This is a genomic window from Pedobacter zeae, assembly GCF_014196715.1.
In the GTDB taxonomy this organism is placed as follows: Bacteria; Bacteroidota; Bacteroidia; order Sphingobacteriales; family Sphingobacteriaceae; genus Pedobacter; species Pedobacter zeae.
This window is the reverse complement of the sequence record NZ_JACIEF010000004.1, coordinates 710,226-726,863: the sequence shown is the minus strand read 5'-3', so window position 1 is coordinate 726,863 and position 16,638 is coordinate 710,226. Positions and strand designations below refer to the sequence as shown.

At 38.8% G+C, this 16,638-nt stretch carries 16 protein-coding genes; 2 read left to right on the top strand and 14 right to left on the bottom strand.

Going from position 1 to position 16,638, the window contains the following annotated elements; translation table 11 throughout:
• Window positions 1-8: 8 nt before the first annotated feature.
• From GGQ60_RS21670 to hemA, 12 genes are all read right to left on the bottom strand, one after another.
• On the bottom strand, window positions 9-770 hold the full coding sequence (locus tag GGQ60_RS21670; RefSeq protein ID WP_183768290.1) for a hypothetical protein: 762 nt from the start codon (window positions 768-770) through the stop codon (window positions 9-11).
• On the bottom strand, window positions 751-1,320 hold the full coding sequence (locus tag GGQ60_RS21665) for an RNA polymerase sigma factor (RefSeq protein ID WP_183768288.1): 570 nt from the start codon (window positions 1,318-1,320) through the stop codon (window positions 751-753). Before GGQ60_RS21665 ends, GGQ60_RS21670 begins: the two co-directional genes overlap by 20 nt.
• Before the next feature lie 357 nt (window positions 1,321-1,677).
• A complete protein-coding gene (locus GGQ60_RS21660) occupies window positions 1,678-2,835 on the bottom strand; it encodes a lipid A deacylase (RefSeq protein ID WP_183768286.1) in 1,158 nt (385 codons plus the stop codon).
• A 179-nt stretch (window positions 2,836-3,014) separates the two neighbouring features.
• Window positions 3,015-3,575, bottom strand: coding sequence for a CopD family protein (locus GGQ60_RS21655; protein ID WP_183768284.1), 561 nt, complete (start codon window positions 3,573-3,575; stop codon window positions 3,015-3,017).
• Between the two features lie 132 nt (window positions 3,576-3,707).
• Window positions 3,708-4,733: a uroporphyrinogen decarboxylase gene (hemE, locus tag GGQ60_RS21650; protein WP_183768282.1), complete on the bottom strand. Its 1,026-nt coding sequence runs from the start codon at window positions 4,731-4,733 to the stop codon at window positions 3,708-3,710.
• A 203-nt stretch (window positions 4,734-4,936) separates the two neighbouring features.
• Entirely contained in the window at window positions 4,937-5,452 is a 516-nt protein-coding gene (locus tag GGQ60_RS21645; RefSeq protein WP_183768281.1) for a hypothetical protein, read from the bottom strand.
• Window positions 5,452-6,156 carry a response regulator transcription factor gene (locus GGQ60_RS21640; protein WP_183768279.1) on the bottom strand — a complete coding sequence of 235 codons (705 nt, stop codon included), beginning with the start codon at window positions 6,154-6,156 and terminating at the stop codon, window positions 5,452-5,454. Before GGQ60_RS21640 ends, GGQ60_RS21645 begins: the two co-directional genes overlap by 1 nt.
• An 8-nt stretch (window positions 6,157-6,164) precedes the next feature.
• Window positions 6,165-7,031 (bottom strand): sensor histidine kinase, encoded by an 867-nt coding sequence (locus tag GGQ60_RS21635; protein WP_183768277.1) that lies wholly within the window; start codon window positions 7,029-7,031, stop codon window positions 6,165-6,167.
• A gap of 101 nt (window positions 7,032-7,132) precedes the next feature.
• Window positions 7,133-8,503: a glutamate-1-semialdehyde 2,1-aminomutase gene (gene hemL, locus GGQ60_RS21630; RefSeq protein ID WP_183768275.1), complete on the bottom strand. Its 1,371-nt coding sequence runs from the start codon at window positions 8,501-8,503 to the stop codon at window positions 7,133-7,135.
• Between the two features lie 147 nt (window positions 8,504-8,650).
• A complete protein-coding gene (gene hemB / locus GGQ60_RS21625) occupies window positions 8,651-9,619 on the bottom strand; it encodes a porphobilinogen synthase (RefSeq protein WP_183768273.1) in 969 nt (322 codons plus the stop codon).
• A gap of 190 nt (window positions 9,620-9,809) precedes the next feature.
• Window positions 9,810-11,390: a hydroxymethylbilane synthase gene (gene hemC, locus GGQ60_RS21620; protein WP_183768271.1), complete on the bottom strand. Its 1,581-nt coding sequence runs from the start codon at window positions 11,388-11,390 to the stop codon at window positions 9,810-9,812.
• A 362-nt stretch (window positions 11,391-11,752) separates the two neighbouring features.
• A complete protein-coding gene (hemA, locus tag GGQ60_RS21615; RefSeq protein ID WP_183768269.1) occupies window positions 11,753-12,979 on the bottom strand; it encodes a glutamyl-tRNA reductase in 1,227 nt (408 codons plus the stop codon).
• Between the two features lie 584 nt (window positions 12,980-13,563).
• Between hemA and GGQ60_RS21610 the strand changes: the two genes are divergently transcribed.
• Window positions 13,564-14,391: an alpha/beta hydrolase family protein gene (locus tag GGQ60_RS21610; protein WP_183768267.1), complete on the top strand. Its 828-nt coding sequence runs from the start codon at window positions 13,564-13,566 to the stop codon at window positions 14,389-14,391.
• A 10-nt stretch (window positions 14,392-14,401) separates the two neighbouring features.
• The gene (locus tag GGQ60_RS21605) at window positions 14,402-14,842 is read left to right on the top strand and encodes a UPF0158 family protein (RefSeq protein ID WP_183768265.1); all 441 of its coding nucleotides are present in this window, start codon (window positions 14,402-14,404) and stop codon (window positions 14,840-14,842) included.
• On the opposite strand, the gene GGQ60_RS21600 is transcribed toward GGQ60_RS21605, so the two are convergent.
• Together GGQ60_RS21600 and GGQ60_RS21595 are read right to left on the bottom strand one after the other, a co-directional pair.
• A complete protein-coding gene (locus GGQ60_RS21600; protein WP_183768263.1) occupies window positions 14,823-15,176 on the bottom strand; it encodes a hypothetical protein in 354 nt (117 codons plus the stop codon). The two genes, GGQ60_RS21605 and GGQ60_RS21600, sit on opposite strands and share 20 nt — an antisense overlap.
• A gap of 18 nt (window positions 15,177-15,194) precedes the next feature.
• On the bottom strand, window positions 15,195-16,466 hold the full coding sequence (locus tag GGQ60_RS21595) for a mechanosensitive ion channel family protein (protein WP_183768261.1): 1,272 nt from the start codon (window positions 16,464-16,466) through the stop codon (window positions 15,195-15,197).
• Between the last annotated feature and the right edge of the window lie 172 nt (window positions 16,467-16,638).

Sequence of the window (16,638 nt, the reverse complement as noted above, 5' to 3'; positions counted from 1 at the left end):
TATAACCGCTATTTCTTCCTTTTTCCAAATTTAAAAGGACCAATATTGATCGACGATAGAGAAGAATCATCATCGTCGGTACGGAACTGGATAAATTTATCCTTTCTTTTGTCCACTTTGTTAACAATGATGTTAATTACATCGCCCATATTACGGATGCCCTTATTGCTTTGTTCGTTATCGTTAATAGGTTCGTCAGCTTTAACAGTTGTGGCATTGCTTGCGGTTACAATATCCGTTTGAGGTTGCGAAAGTATCACCGCATCAATTTTTTCTTTGATATCATTCTTAGGGCTTTCAACCTGAGCAATCATTCTTTCCTGCTTCTGCATCTCGGGAGCAGTAATGATTGGTTGTTTTTCCATAACAGGTTCTATTTTCTTTTTTACCCTGGTTTTGGCCATAACATTTACGGCTTTAGGCTGAGCTTGCACAACCGGTTTAATATATTTAAATGGTTCAACCACAGTCGGTACACTATCTTTAACAACTGGTGCCGCTACCACAGGCTTAGCTGCTTCAATGGTATTAGCTGCCAGTTTCTTTCCGTTGCTTACGGCCACGTCCTGTTGCTGGTAAACCAGGATCCCGATGGTGGCAACAAGCAGTACCGCAGCTGCAGATAACCAATAAACTGGGATAATCCTTTTTTTCTTAGGAGTTATTTCATTTTCTATATTGCTCCATAAATCTTTTGATGGTGTTACTTCAGCATCAGCAAAAGCATTTTTAAACAGCTGATCAAAATCTTTATCCTGTATAGGTTGCATAACCAAATCCCTCCATTTTTATAATTTCTTCTTTTAATATTGCCCTTGCTCTAGATAATTGCGATTTACTCGCCCCTTCCGAAATGCCAAGCGCTTCTCCAATTTCTTTGTGCGAATAACCCTCTATTACGTACATGTTAAAAACCATGCGGTAACCATCGGCCAGTTTTTGTATTGCCTTCATCAGGTCTTGCATCCCTAAAGTGCCAAAATCAAAGCCGGTTGATGGTTGTTCATAAGCTTCATCTATTTCAACTACATTTAAGCTGCGTAAATTTTTACGGTAACTCTCAATTGCAGTATTTACCATTACCCTCCTCATCCAGCCTTCAAAAGAGCCATCGCCTCTATACTCTTTTATTTTTTGGAAAATTTTGATGTAGCCCATCTGCAGTACATCTTCTGCCTCCATCCTATCTTTGGCGTAGCGCATACAAACGGCCAACATCTTCGCTGCAGTTTGCCTGTAAAGCAGTTCCTGCATCTTCCGGTCGCCAGCTTTGCAGCCTTCCATCAAATCTTCTATCGTATAGCTTCGCGTCAATTTCATTGTGTGTTTGTATATAGAAGATGGCAGATTACAAACAATGGTTGCATGGGGTGAGAAAAAAAGTTAAATAATGTTAAAACAACAAAATAACCTATTGATTATCAAATAGATATTATCTAAATAAATTTCAGGAAAGATATAGATTTTTTATTTGAAAATGAACATACAGTATTTCATCGGGAGCAGCAGTCCCGCTATTCGCTTTAAAGCCTTCCCGAATCTTCGGGAGTCCTCACCTTCGTGTTTTCGCTGCTATCGGGTTTAGAAACACAGGCCAGTGGTTTAAAAACAATAAACCCCGCAGGTTCCTGAAACCTACAGGGTTTGAAATTTTAAGTCTAACCAGTTTATTGTCTTTTACTTCTCCTCCTTTTTCACTTTAAAAAGCTTGAAATCCTGCTTATAGGTCAGGAAAAATGAGTGGTTAAACTGAAGTTGTTTATCAGTGCGATCTAAATCGATATGTGGTTCGAAACGCACATCAAGATATAAATGCGGGATCAGTTCTTTCTGGTAGGCATAACGCAGCGAAACAATATTTCTCGATTGCTGCTTCAGGCCCGGACTATACAAATTATCAGAAACGGATTCATACAATGGCATACCCTTAATCGAAATAAAGTTATTGCCTTTCCAGTAAGAGGCGACCAAACTTCCCCATTTACTTTCTACACCGGCATTTAACCATAAACCAAAACCACCCTGGTAAGCCCTTCTTTTATCCGGGGAAAAATCTTTATAAACTGCAATGTAGTTATTGGTATATACCTGTTTAATATTGCCATTAATTTCTTTATGCAATTTTATACCTGTTGCGCCATTAAACATGGTAGTAATCGGGATTTCTTTCAAAACATCAATCTGGCCGCCCTGGTGGAAAGCCAAAAACTGGGCAGGGATGCTCAACTTCCAGTCGTCATTTTTAATTAAAAAACTTTCTGTTGATAAACCTCCGATGATCTCTTCTTTGGCAGGATCACCCTTATAGATCATTTTTTGCCAGGCAATCCAGGCATCCAGTGTAAATTTTTCGCGTTCAACCAATAATTGCGTGCCGTATTCGATCGGAGTAGTTAAAATTCTTTCAAAATCATATAAAGGCTCGATGTATTTATGTTGGATGTTTCCTTCTAAACTACCAAAAATTAACGTGAGATTCCGTTTATGGTATTTTACATTAAATAAGGGTTTTGCATCGGATATTCCGTTTCGCCCAAAATCTTTTCTGATGAAAGCACCAGCCGTAATGGCCAGGTTTGGATGCGCATAATAGACCAGCTGAGGTTGTAACTGTGTTCCGTACAAGGTATAACCGTCATGAAAATCGTTGGTGTACTCATAATTACGGACATAGTTTAAATTGTAAAAGTTGAAGTGAACTTCATTGGTTAAACTGCTATCTGGCCGAATCCTGTTTTCGAAAGCCGATTGGTTAAACTGTGCTGAGGCAAAATAAGAACTGAAAAGAAAAGTGATCAGTAGTATGGACTTTTTCAGGTCCGTGGTTGTAAACATGAGCTTGGATTTTATCGCCCAAATTTAGAATAGTTTTTGGTTTATTTAACTGAAGATTAAATGAAGTTTACGCAAAGGAAACAAAGTTGAGCACAAAAGCACAAAGACTAATAGCCTTTTACACTCTTTTTAATTACCAACAATATTCTTGGTTCCTTATTGTTTTTTTGATAAAAGATTTATTCACCACGCTTTTTACGGTAATTTTTATAGAGTTTAACGGCGATCATAATAGCCATGGCAACGCCCATAATGCCAATTAGTCCGTAAATCCAATTGATGGCATTTTTTAAGATCACCACAAACACTATAGCAATCATAAAAATGGTAGCCAGCTCGCGCCATAGCCTGAGTTGAAAGCTCGTTAACTTATACCGGTTGTTTTTAAGTTGTTTTACAATGTTCTGGCAGATAAAATGATAAATGAGCAGACCAACTACGAAGCTGAGCTTCACCCACATCCAATCGGTCTGAAGCAAGCCCGGATTTAAGGTCAGCATCGATGCACCCGCCAGAACAGAAATGATCATTGCAGGAGTGGCAATGATTTTCCATAAAGTAGCTTCCATTTTAACAAACTGTTTCTGAAGGATACTTTTTTCGGGTTCAGGTTTATCGTTAGCCTCGGTATGGTAAATAAAAAGACTTAAAATATAGAATAACCCAGCCATCCAGCTGATCACAAATACGATATGTACAGCAAGGAAGTAATGATAATATGGCAATAAGGTTTCTATCATTTTAGTTATCCTGAATTACGTCATGCTGAACTTATTTCAGCACCTGCCTTCTTGGAAGAGACCCTGAAATGAATTACTTCGTAGCTTTTCGCTTCGCTACAGGTCAGGGCGACGTATTTATAAAAAATTAAGTTAATACCTAAATTCTTTCACCACCTCAATGGCATATTTCACATTATCAAAAGGAATATCCGGCATAATGCCGTGGCCTAGGTTGAAGATAAAACCTTCGGTACCACGCATGCGTTCAAATAACTTATGGATCTGCGCTTTAATCACCGCTTGATCAGCATATAAAATATGTGGATCTAAATTCCCTTGCACGGCAATACCCTTAGGCAAAGCATTTTTAATGTTCAATAAATCAGCATTCCAGTCAACCGAAATTACATCCGGTTTAGCTTCGGCCATCATTGGGGCAAAAACTGAGCTTCCTTTACAGAAAGAAATCACCGGAATATCTTTTCTGTTTAGGTTGGCAATAATTTCCTTAATGTAACGGTGTGAAAACTCCTCATAATCGTTCCATGACAATGCCAGGGCCCAACTATCGAAAATTTGAAGGGCATTTACACCGGCAGCAATCTGAAGGTTCAGATAATCAGCCGTTACTTTTGCAATTTTAGCCAAAAGCTTATGCGCCAGCTCCGGTTGGTTGTGTATAAAAAGTTTGGTTAATTTAAAATCTTTAGAAGAACCCCCTTCAATTAAATAACTCATCACTGTAAATGGTGCACCTGCAAAACCAATTAAAGGAATACTACCATTTAAACGCTGCTGAATAACCTTAATCGCATCGGCTACATACGCTAACTCATCCAAACAATCAACATTTAAATTTTCGATGTCTTTTGCTGTACGTACCGGGTTGGCAAACTTCGGGCCAACACCCTGGGTAAAACTTAGATCGCCTCCCATGGCTTCACCGGTTACCAGAATATCACAGAATAAAATCGCAGCATCAATACCCAATAAATCAATAGGCAACATCGTTACATCAGCCGCAATCTCAGGAGTTTTACACATTTCTAAAAAAGAATATTTGTTTTTTATTTCCCAATATTGTGGCATAAAACGGCCTGCCTGACGCATCATCCACACAGGTGGGCGTTCGGTTTGTTTTGAAAATGCTGCGTCTAAAAATAGGTTATTCTTCATAATCTGTATGTGGTGTCACAATTATCGTCATCCTCTCCCGGTTCCCTATCAGAATCGAGGTCTAAGCAAGGAAGATGCTGAAACCAATTCAGCATGACGAACTGACTAAAATTTTAATTGCGCAAAGGTATAAATAAAAAAAAAACGAAGTACCTTTTTATTCCTAAACTGGTGCTTCGTTGTTCAAAATGACAATAGTAGTATTATAACTTGCTTATTTCTTTTTCAATTTTAACGATAATATCTTTTGATCGTTGTGTTTCGGCAAGTTCTTTTGCCAATTTGGTATAAGCTTCGGCTCTTTCCCTATCCTTTTTCCTTAAGGCGAGATTAGCTAAATGGATCAGCACATACGATTTTTCATTTTTACCGCCTACCGGGAAACGACTGGCCAGCTGAAAATGATATTCAGCTTTATCATAGTCCTGTTCTTTCAAGGCCATATTGCCCTGCATAAATTCGTAATAACCCCTCCGGCTTTTCGCCAATCGTTCCGGTTTTGATACCTCGGCCAATAAGGCCCTGGTTTTACCAAACTCGTTATTTTTGAAATGCTTCGAGGCCATTAACACCGAACTATGCTTAAAATGACTCCAAACAACAAAGGCAAACAACAACCCTGAAACCGCTGCCAACTGGTATTGGTCATAAAAAATGCAAACCACTGCGGCAAGCAGAAAAACTGCCATTAAAGCATACCTGCCTTTATTATTGTACATTAATGACTATCGGTAAATTTGTAGCCTACACCACGGATCGAGTGGAAATAAACCGGATTTTTTTGATCTGGCTCGAAATATTTACGGAACGTTAGAATGAAATTATCAATTGTCCTGGTTGACGGGTAAACATCATAATTCCAAACGGTTTCTAAAATCTGCTCTCTTGAAACAGCATCGTTTTTACGCTCAATTAACAGTTTTAACAACATCGTTTCCTTTTTGGTTAACGGTGTAATTGTACCATCATCGTGTTTTAATTCGAAAGAGTTAAAATAGATTGTTTTATCACCTATTTTGTAAGAATTCAATTCTTTTAAATCGTCTGATTTTAAACTGCGTTTAACCAGGATACCCACGCGAAGAATTAATTCTTCTAAGTTAAATGGTTTAACCAAATAATCGTCGGCTCCTTTTTTCAAACCTAACACTCGGTCTTCGGAAGTGTTTTTAGCCGTTAAAAACATAATCGGAATTTCGGCATTCTCTAAACGGATGGTTTCGCAAACCTGGAAACCGTCCATTTCTGGCAGCATAACATCTAAAATAATTAGATTGAAGCGTTCTTCTTTAAAAATTTTAAGAGCGGTTTTACCGTCTTTAACGGCGTGAACTTTATAACCCTCAAGTTCGAGGTTTAATTTGATAGCATCTAACAAGTGGTCCTCGTCTTCTACCAATAGAATTCTTAATTTTTGTGACATAATTGAGATTAACTAAATGTTACTTCAAAAATACTTCCCTGAGGCAAATTGTCTTTTACTGTAATATCTGCATCATGGTATTGTAAAACCTCTTTCACAATAAACAAGCCTAAACCTGTCCCTTTCGCTTTTCTGACATTCTCGTTACCAACGCGGTAAAACTTATCAAATATCAACATTTTTTCGGCATCTGAAATACCTGGTCCTTTATCAATCACACTTAACTGAATATGGCCGTCTACTTTGTTTAAATGCACATTTATCTCATCGCACGGACTCGAATATTTAACCGCATTCTCGATTAAATTGGTGACTACTGACGATAAGGCAAATTTGTCACCCATGATCTGCAAATTTGGCTGAATATGAGCATTTATCAATTGTTCATTGCCACAAGAGTGTACCTGAAGCCTGTCGGTAATTTTATAAACCAGCTCTGAAAAATTAAATTCTTCTTTCGGAAAAGTATACGAACGGTTTTCGATTTTAGTAGCCAGCAGCATATTCTCCACCAGATCGTCTAACCGCTCAATATCTTTTAAGGAATTGTTGAGCAATGACACCTGGCGCGCTTTATCCAAATCCCTTTTAACAATGGTCTGTATAGAAAGTTTTATGGCGGCTAAAGGAGATTTTAACTCGTGCGTTATCGACATTAAAAAATTCTGTTGCTGTTCCCGCAGTTTATCTTCGCGCTTTAATGATTGGTGCAGAAAATAACCGCCAAAGCACAGCAAAAACAAAAACACCGATCCCTCACCCATAATCATCGTCATGCGGCTGGGTTGCAAACGCACCACCAGGGTACCCCAAGAAATGAGCTGAACGAGCGCATAAAGCAATAATGCGTAAAATATGATGATTGATTTTTTCATTCGTCGATTTTCCCTTTGGGTTGACTACTCCGGCTATTTTTCTCCATGGTTTATGTTTCTGAGAACCATGATAGCGTTACAAATTAGTGTTTAAATACCTTTTATTTCTTAAATACCAGATCCAATGCTTCAAAAATGGCGCGTTTTGCTTTTTCCAGTTCGATCTTTGTATGTGCTGAAGATACAAAACCCACTTCATATCCCGAAGGGCCTAAATAAATTCCCCTGTTCAATAACTCGCGGTGCATAATCTTGAATTTCTCCATGCTGTTGGCATCAATATCATCAGCTGATTGGATTTTATCCTTGTCAGTAAAAGCAAACCAAAAAATAGAGCCAATGGTAAACACCTTAAATTTATAGTTGCGTGCCGTAGCAAAACGTTGAATACTGGCTACAAATTCCTGCGCCTTATTATTCAGATCTTTATAAAAACCGGGTTTATTCAATTCCGTTAAGGTTGCAATCCCTGCTGCCATGGCTACCGGATTTCCCGAAAGGGTTCCGGCCTGGTACACCCCACCATCAGGAGAGATATGGGCCATAATCTCAGCTCTTGCACCATACATACCCACCGGTAAACCACCACCGATGATTTTTCCATAAGTAACAATATCTGGTGTGATGCCATAGTGGGCAGCTGCACCTTCAAAACCAACCCTGAACCCGGTAATTACCTCATCGAAAATTAAAAGCGATCCGTTATCGGTACAAATTTTACGTAGAAAGTGGATATAGGCTTCATCCTGCATAATTAAGCCATTGTTAGCCGGGATTCCCTCGATAATAACCGCGGCAATCTGATCCTTAAACTGCTCAAAAGCCAGTTCGATAGCAGCCTTATCGTTCAATGGTACTACAATGGTTTCTTCGGCAAAAGATTTAGGTACACCAGCAGAAGAAGTTTCGCCAAAAGTAACCAAACCCGAACCTGCTTTAACCAAAAGCGAATCGCTGTGGCCATGGTAACAGCCTTCGAACTTTAAAATCTTATCCCGACCGGTAAAACCTCTTGCCAAACGTATTGCCGACATTACCGCTTCGGTACCAGAACTGGTGAAACGGATTTTCTCAACAAAACGGTTGTTTTTGATAATCAGCTCTGCCAGTTCATTTTCTAAAGCTGTAGGTGCGCCAAAACTCATCCCGTTCTGCATCACTTCTGCTACCTTTTCCCTGATCTTTGGGCTGTTATGTCCTAAAATCAAGGGACCCCAGCTACCACAGAAGTCGATAAACTGGTTACCATCGGCATCCCAAATAAAACAGCCATCGCCTTTTTCAATAAAAAGCGGCGTGCCGTAAACCGATTTAAAGGCCCTCACCGGAGAGTTTACCCCACCCGGAAAATAAGTTTTTGATTTTTCGTAAAGCTCGGCAGATTTTGCCCTCGAAATATCAGGTTTATTACCTGTATTTACCGGAATATCGGCTTCATTGCCTGAAAACATTTTTTTTAGTGAATCTAACATCTTTTGTTAAGGTATGCGGTAAAAGGCTTAAGGTTTAAGGCAAAAGCCAAAACTTATAAAACACTAAATACCTATTTGTTGCTTACAAAATGAAAATATTGGATTAGCCGGAAAAATCCTAAGCCTTAAACCCTCAACCTTCCACCTTTAAAGCCAATTGTTATTTAAAATATCTTTAATATGGTAGGTAGTGATGATACTCGCCCCGGCACGGGCAAAGGCATGCATGGTTTCCATTACAACCTTTTGTTCGTCGATCCATCCGCGTTCGGCTGCAGCTTTAACCATCGAATATTCGCCCGATACATTATAAACGGCAATTGGCAAATTAGTATCCTGTTTTAACCGCTGGATGATATCCAAATAAGCTAAACCAGGTTTCACCATTAACACATCGGCGCCTTCCTGTTCATCTAAAGCGGCTTCACGCAAAGCTTCTAATGGGTTTCTGAAATCCATCTGGTAGGCTTTTCTATCGCCTTTGCTTGGTGCACAATCTGCAGCTTCTCTAAAAGGGCCGTAATAAGCTGAAGCAAACTTGGTAGCGTGGCTCATAATAGCTGCGTTTATAAAACCATTTTCATCCAACAGGTTGCGTATGGCTTCGATACGGCCATCCATCATATCTGACGGAGCAAACATATCGGCACCTGCTTCGGCATGTGTTAAAGCCATCCTGGCAATTACCTCAACCGTTTTATCGTTCTGTACGTAATCATTTTCTAAAATACCGCAATGACCATGCGTGGTGTAAGAACAAACACAAACGTCGGTAATTACGTATAAATCGTCGCCGAATTGCTTTTTCAACTCCCGCACCGCTGTTGGCACTAAAGAATGATCGTGGTAAGCAGATTTTGCGTCTTCCGATTTTTCATCGCCAACGCCAAAAAGCATAATCTTGTTAAGCCCTTTTTTCATTCCGGCCTCCACATCTTTTACCAGGGTATCAACCGAATAATGGTTAACACCAGGCATGGCATCAATGGCATGCGTAACGTTACTGCCTGGCACTATAAAATAAGGGTACACAAACATATCTTTTGATAACCGGGTTTCGGCTACCATCTCCCTCACTAACGGATTTTTCCGTAATCTACGCGGACGATTTAACATATATTAATTTATTTAGTATCAAGACTTAAAGTATCACGATTTTAGTGTCGAGTATCAAGTATCAAGTCCTGAATATCTTTTATTTTTTCTTTCGGGGTGGTTACACAGTTGGATTTTTTAGTATCAAGATTATGGTATATAGCATCAAACCTGATTATTTTACACCTTAAACCCTAAACCGTCCTACCCTCTACCTTATTTCTATTCCAAATACCGCTTCGGCCAATCCAATTTCGTCCGGTGAGTATGGCAAAGCGTATTTCACGCCCATTTCATCAAATTTCTTCCCGGTAGAATTGCCGATGGCAATTACCTGCTGGCCCGGTTCCAACAAATTGTCGGCAAAATAGGCATCAACATTTGATGGGCTGGTAAAAATAAGCACATCGGCATAACTTTGATCGATATCTTCTTCGATTACCGTTTCGTAAATTGGCAGATCGATTATTTTAGCATCAGCCGGCAATGATTTTTGGATAGACTGCAAAGAATCCTGTGCTCTTGGGAACAGTACTTGCTGACCACCCACTAATTGTGCAAAATCTTCAGCAACTTCGGTAATATCACCGCTTTCACCAACAAAATCGGCAATATGCCCGAATTTACGTAAGGCATCTTCGGAACCTCTCCCCACTACACCAAATTTAGTTTTCTTTGGCAGTACCGGTTTTAAGTTGAAAAAATATTCAACACTGTTACGGCTACTGAAGAAAACCCAGTCTACATGCCTCAGGATAAACTGATCTAAAACCGTTACTATCGGGAATGTACGGATTAATGAACGGCCTTCTATTTCAATATTGTTATTTTCTAATGCTCTTCGAAAATAACTATGTTCGCCAATTTCTCGCGAAATAAAAACCTTCGCAGGTTTCTTTCTATCTTTATTAAACTTGTCAACAATTTTCTCGGCCAGCCCCTCTGTGCTTTCTGCGCGTAAAAACAGGCGTTCCGGAAAATCATCAGCAGTTTCTGCCTTAGAAGTCCAAATTTCGAATTTTCCATTCTCTTTTTTACAGTAACAACCCAGTGGCATGTGGCAACCGCCTTCAAAAAGGTTTAAAACCTTACGTTCTACTGTTACGGTTTCGGCCGTATCCGGATCGTGCAGTTTTTGCAGGGCATCGAAAAGCTCAGTATCGTTTGCCCGTATCTGGATTGCTAAAGCGCCTTGTGCCGGAGCAGGGATAAATTCAGTGGTTTCTAATTCTTCTACATGTAAATCGCTTACATCAAGATTTAAGCGTTTAACACCTGCTTTTGCAATCAGGATGGCATCATAATCTTCATCACGGAGCTTCTGGATACGGGTGGGTACATTACCGCGTAAATCTTCTACCTCCAGATCGGGGCGTAGCCCGAGTAACTGGGCTTTACGGCGATTAGATGAAGTGCCCACCATTGCACCTTTTTTTAGCGATAATTTCTGCGAAACATCTACGCAATCTTTTAAAATCAACAGGTATTCGCTTGCTTCTTCCCGTGGCGGCAAAGCAGCAATTATCAATCCTTCAGGATGCGTGGTTGGCAAATCTTTAAGGCAGTGTACGGCCAGGTCAATTGTTCCGCCCAGAAGCTCTTCTTCCAGTTCTTTGGTAAAAAAGCCCTTGCCTTCCAGTTTATCCAATCTTAAATTCAGGATTTTATCACCCTGAGTTTTAATGATTTTTATTTCTGCTTCAATTCCAATGGCTGCCAATTCATCTTTTATATGATTTGCTTGCCATAATGCCAGGTCGCTACCGCGTGTTCCGATGGTTAATTTCTTCACTATAAAGGTTAAATGAGTTACAAATTTAAGTTAATTCGTGATTTATACCATGAATTGTTTAAAAATGAGACAGTGAGGTTACAGAGAGAGTATTTAAAGGGATTTCTGTGACATTACGTAGATAGATATCGCAACTTTTTGTCATTCTGGAGACAGCGAAGAATCTATTCCGAAAGCATTATCCGTGGTGTAAGATGTTACCAGTTTGCATCACCACCATTCCTTGAACCATATAAGAAATATAAGATCAAGGTACTGACTAACAATGAAAGACCTTTCATTTTATTCAGGATGACAGAAAAAGGATGATAAAACTAAGTTTGGTATTCTTTGCACCCGCCCTTAGCGATCTTTGCGGTGAGTTAAGATTGGTTTACCAAAATTTCTTTGGCCATTACCATCGGAACGCTGATGTATTTTTTCTCCATGTAATTCATTACACGCTCCAGAACTTCGCGCGAGGCTTCGTCCATCTGGCTAATTTCATCAGCAAAAACACCATTAATAGCGGTATTTTTAATCTCCTTAATCTTTCTTGGCACTTCCTGCATGGCCAGTTCGATACGCCGTTGTTTCAACACAGAGAAAAACTCGGTAATGTTGTTACTGATGATCTCTTCTGCATGAACCAGTTCGTTATAACGTTCCTGGATATTTTTACGGGCTACTTCTTTGAGCGATTCTACTTCGATATAGTGTACCGGGTTATTGTGTATCACTGCAGGCGTAACATCATTGGGCACAGCAAGATCAACAATTACTTTTTTGCCCTGATCGCCATTCAATAGCTTAGCATATAATGCTTCAGTAATAATTGGCTCGGTAGAACCGGTACAGGTAATGATGACATCAAATCCCTCATTAAAATCTTCAAGCGCAGCTAAAGGATAAGCCTTACCACCTAGCTCTTCTGCCAACGATTCGGCTTTGGAGAGTGTACGGTTAAAGATTGAAAAATTAGAGTATTTATGCTTATTAAGGTATTTTGCAATATTCTGATTGGTTTCGCCGGCACCGATAATCAATATACGTGAGTTACCGCACATATTTAATTCTTTTAATTTACGGTAAGCCAATGAGACCACCGAAACCGGGTTTTTTGATATATTGGTATGCGTGTAAACCTCTTTTGCGGTTTTAACCACCCGATCCATAATCATCCGCATGTAATCGCCGGTAAATCCTGCATCGCGGCAGTTTTCATAAGCTTTACGGATCTGTGCAAGGATTTCTTTTTCTCCAACAACCAAACTCTCTAAAGAGCATGATGTTCTGAGCAGGTGATTGAAAGCCTCTTCATTTTCGTAAACAGAAACGTTATCAAGAAAACGCTCCATAAACTCAGGAGGCAGCCCCATTTCTAAAACGGTTAAGAATTTGGTTACAAACTCCTTGTCGGTTTTCTCTTTGGTCAGGAAAACAAACTCAACACGGTTACAGGTTCCAATATAGAAAATTTCGCTAACGGGAAGTTCTACTTGAACCCTTTTCAACCTGCTATCTAAACTTTGCTCACAAATAACTAATTTCCCTAAAGATTTCAGGTCGATGTGGTGATGCGTAAAAGCTATTACTTTTAAATATTCCAAGTGCTTCCGTTATTAACTATTATCGGGATACAAAAGTAACACGGTGAAGGCATGTCACTGTCATTAACCTGTAATTTACATCAATTTAGAACGGTTTTAAATAGTGGCTTTACCAAATCAATAATATCCGATCATGATAAACAGACCAATCTATCAAATTTTTCTTTGGATTTATGCCCTCTTTTACGTTCTGGCCGGATGTAACTACTTTTTATCCATTGCAGTATATTACGTAAGGATGCCAAAATGGTTGCCTGCTCCTGGCTTTTTAATTTATTTTTTTGGGGATATTGGATATCGTTTTTTGGCTTTTTATTGTTGATCAGTCATTATTTATTAGTCAAATTATAGGTGTTTTTTTGAAGCGCAGTAACAGTGCTAATGGGAAAGGTTCCGTCCTGCTGTACATTCCAATCCTTTGGATAACATCCCTAAATAACAATTTTATTATTTCAAAAGGGATTTCCATTTCCATCAGGGCTATTTAATAGGGGCTGTGATTAATATTTCCCTATTCTAGACATTAAACACCACAACAAATTTAGATTTCGTAGGTTTATACTTTATACCAATTCCCTTAAATTATGATTACACAAAGCAATTTTAGCCTTAGCGGTTCTGACGGAAAATTAATTATAGGTGATATCACTTTTGACGAAAAAAATCCAAATACGCCAATCGTACTTTTTGTGCACGGTTTTAAAGGGTTTAAAGATTGGGGTGCCCATAATTTAGTAGCCAGGTACTTTGCCGGTAATGGTTACCGTTACGTTAAGTTTAATTTGTCTCATAGTGGCGTACCTGTTGATGATCCTAAAGACGTGACTGATCTGGATACCTTTGCCAGCAATACCGTATCTAAAGAACTTTTCGATTTAAATGCGGTACTCGATTTTATTGAAAAAGCTTATGGTAAAGATACCAAAGTAAACCTTATTGGCCATAGCCGCGGCGGTGGTTTATCGATTATTGCAGCTGCAAACGATTTACGGATCAATAAACTGGTTACCTGGAGTGCTATTAATGATTTTGCCAGCCTGTGGAAAAAAGAGCAGGAAGCAGAATGGAAAAAGAATGGTAAAATATTCGTCACCAACGCCCGCACCAAAGAACAGATGCCTTTAAACGTAAGCTTATTGGAAGATCTGGAAGAAAATGCAGCGACATTAAATATTTTAGATGCGGCAAAGCGTGTAAATATTCCGTGGTTGATTATCCATGGCGATGATGACGTAAATGTTCCTTTCGAAACTGCACAAACCCTGGCAGAGGCCAACCCCGGTAGCAGGTTGGTTAAAATTGAAGGTGCCAATCATGTTTATGGGGCAACACAACCTTATACCAGCGAAACTTTACCACCGCTTTTGTTTAAGGTTTGTGAAAAGGTTTTGATATTTTTGGGTGAAGGATAATTTAAACATTATGACTGCTTTAACTTCAGAACAAATTAAAGAAATAGCAGAAACGATTGATTGTGGCCTTGTATGCCACTGGAATATTAAGAACAATAGATTGATTTTCCTACCAACCGATGAACTAATGCAATATAACGACTCAGATGCATGGGATGAAGATATTAAAGAAGTAGAGCAAAATTTTAACGATTATAAGGAAATTGAAAAACCAGATTCCACTGATTCTTTTAGATTTATGGAAGATTTCACAAATGAACTACCCAATAATACACGGATAAAAGTTACACTACTCGAAGCACTTAATAAAAGAAAACCTTTCAGAGAATTTAAATATGAAATAGATAATTCAGGAGAATACAGGCAGCTGTGGTTTGATTTTAAAAACCGCAAAATGATCGAGCATGTAAAAGACCGTATAAATTATATTATTAAACGCGAAACCGATTAGTACCTTTCTTGATCTTTATCAGGCCTTTCATAGCGTTGATTAGATTTTGATCGTGCAAATATTCGGGGATTCCATATTCTAATGTAAAGTTGAATTGTTCGGCAATTTCGTCCAATATTTCAGTAGTTGCTTTAATTTCTCCCTCGAACCAGTTGTTCCAAGCTAGTAATATGATTTCGGCATCTTTTTCAAACCTGTAAAAATCAAAATCGATTCCTTTGTCGAAAAGTTTTTCGTCGTATTCGGCAGTTAATCTCCAACTACTTTCTTTTAAGAAGTTAATTGATGCATAAAATATATCAGTGTCGATATTTGTTGCAATTTTTATCTCCATATCCTAGATCCAAAAATATTAATCAACTCTTCTTACAAAATTACGCATATCGCTTCCGCTAGGGCTTTGGAAAATTTCCAGATCGAAGTAGGGTACCGCAGCCAATAGGTGGTCAAAAATATCTGCCGCCACTTCTTCAAAACGTTTTAAGCCCTTTTCTTTCGAGAAAACGTAAATTTCAATAGGCAATCCGTTTTCTGTGGCCTGTAACTGGCGCACCATAAAGGTGAGGTCCTTGTTGATATAAGGGTTACTTTCAAGGTATTTTTCGGCATAAACCCTGAAAGTACCAATATTTGTCATATGGCGGCCATTAACCAGGTTATTGGGGTTTACTGTATTTTCGGCATTGTAACGTTCAATAAATGCCTGTGTTTCTTTGAGGTAGTCTTTTAAAAAATCGATGCTCTGCAATCTTCCTATCAATTCCTCATCACAAAATTTAATGCTCGAAATTTTAATGTTAATGTGCCGTTTAATCCTCCTGCCCTCGCTTTCTTCCATGGCACGCCAGTTTTTAAACGACTCGCTTACAATCGCATAACTGGGCACAATGGTTACCGTTTTATCCCAGTTGCGCACCTTTATGGTGGTTAAATTAATTTCGGTTACTTCGCCATCAGCACCATATTTTTCTACGGTAATCCAATCGCCTACCCTGACCAGATCGATAGCGCTCATCTGTACCGAAGCTACAAAACCCAAAATTGGGTCCCTGAAAACCAATATAAAAACTGCTGTAACGGCACCAAAACCACCGAAAACATATACGGGTGATTCGCCTAAAATAATCGAAAGGATCAGTACAAAACCAACAATATAAAATACAATTTTGGCTACTTGTTTATAACTTCTTACAGGTTTATCGGCATATTTCTTTGATGATTCCATGATAGAAACCACCGCATTCAGGAATGCATTTATGGCAAACATTACCGCCAAAACCATGTAGATTTTAGCAAAAATCAAGGCATAGAAGTGCCAATTTTTAAAATAGACAAAAAGATAGGGAACAACATTATAAATGATATAAGCACCAAATATTAAAGCAATTGCCCTAAAAACACGGAACTCGAACAATGCTTTCTGCCAGTCAGATTTGGTTTTGGCGCTTTTTACCATTACGATAAAAATCTGCCTGGTTACAAAAATGGTAATAAACAGAAATAAAATAACACCAGCCAATCCGATAAAAAAATAAGCATAAACCAGTTCGTTACCTGCAAGTCCTTTAGCAGCCAACCAGTTTCTTAGTTCATTAAACAGGTATTGAAACTCGAGGATATTCATCAAAGCAATTTAGTATTTATTGGTTATAAAATTAAATGGCATTTCATGCTTTTTTTCATTCTGAATGCAATGAATAATCTGCTACGAGGATAATGTTGCTATTAAAACTACGCTAAAATACTGATGCAATAATCCGTCATTGGGGTTATAAGATGTAAATTCTTCGCCGTGC

Coding starts and splice junctions, on each gene's coding strand:
- GGQ60_RS21640 (WP_183768279.1), bottom strand. CDS start 6,156: ATGTCACAAAAATTAAGAATTCTATTGGTAGAAGACGAGGACCACTTG.
- GGQ60_RS21595 (WP_183768261.1), bottom strand. CDS start 16,466: ATGAATATCCTCGAGTTTCAATACCTGTTTAATGAACTAAGAAACTGG.
- hemL (WP_183768275.1), bottom strand. CDS start 8,503: ATGTTAGATTCACTAAAAAAAATGTTTTCAGGCAATGAAGCCGATATT.
- GGQ60_RS21670 (WP_183768290.1), bottom strand. CDS start 770: ATGCAACCTATACAGGATAAAGATTTTGATCAGCTGTTTAAAAATGCT.
- hemB (WP_183768273.1), bottom strand. CDS start 9,619: ATGTTAAATCGTCCGCGTAGATTACGGAAAAATCCGTTAGTGAGGGAG.
- GGQ60_RS21635 (WP_183768277.1), bottom strand. CDS start 7,031: ATGAAAAAATCAATCATCATATTTTACGCATTATTGCTTTATGCGCTC.
- hemE (WP_183768282.1), bottom strand. CDS start 4,733: ATGAAGAATAACCTATTTTTAGACGCAGCATTTTCAAAACAAACCGAA.
- GGQ60_RS21665 (WP_183768288.1), bottom strand. CDS start 1,320: ATGAAATTGACGCGAAGCTATACGATAGAAGATTTGATGGAAGGCTGC.
- GGQ60_RS21600 (WP_183768263.1), bottom strand. CDS start 15,176: ATGGAGATAAAAATTGCAACAAATATCGACACTGATATATTTTATGCA.
- GGQ60_RS21660 (WP_183768286.1), bottom strand. CDS start 2,835: ATGTTTACAACCACGGACCTGAAAAAGTCCATACTACTGATCACTTTT.
- GGQ60_RS21605 (WP_183768265.1), top strand. CDS start 14,402: ATGACTGCTTTAACTTCAGAACAAATTAAAGAAATAGCAGAAACGATT.
- GGQ60_RS21645 (WP_183768281.1), bottom strand. CDS start 5,452: ATGTACAATAATAAAGGCAGGTATGCTTTAATGGCAGTTTTTCTGCTT.
- GGQ60_RS21610 (WP_183768267.1), top strand. CDS start 13,564: ATGATTACACAAAGCAATTTTAGCCTTAGCGGTTCTGACGGAAAATTA.
- GGQ60_RS21655 (WP_183768284.1), bottom strand. CDS start 3,575: ATGATAGAAACCTTATTGCCATATTATCATTACTTCCTTGCTGTACAT.